Source organism: Algoriphagus pacificus (genome assembly GCF_017254845.1).
In the GTDB taxonomy this organism is placed as follows: Bacteria; Bacteroidota; Bacteroidia; order Cytophagales; family Cyclobacteriaceae; genus Algoriphagus; species Algoriphagus pacificus.
Genome location: NZ_JAFKCU010000051.1, coordinates 1 through 201 on the forward strand (window position 1 = coordinate 1; position 201 = coordinate 201).

1 pseudogene is annotated in these 201 nt (G+C 46.8%); it reads left to right on the top strand.

Going from position 1 to position 201, the window contains the following annotated elements:
• Positions 1–182 (top strand): annotated as a pseudogene (locus J0A69_RS22545) (hypothetical protein); the annotation flags it as partial.
• Positions 183–201 lie beyond the last annotated feature (19 nt).

Here is a 201-nt window from a genome sequence, read left to right on the forward strand (position 1 = left end):
TTTCCATTTTGGACCCGGCTCTTTCACAGACGCTGACAGTGGACAAGACTCAGCTGAGTGGAACCCACTATGTTTTTGTGCTCAGTGTGGAGTTTGTTCAATTGGTCAATGGTGTGGAATATGCGATTAACAACGGAGCGCATAATGCCGCCAAGATGCTGTCCGTGAGCAAAACCAGCTGATGAGACTTCTTCTTAAAAG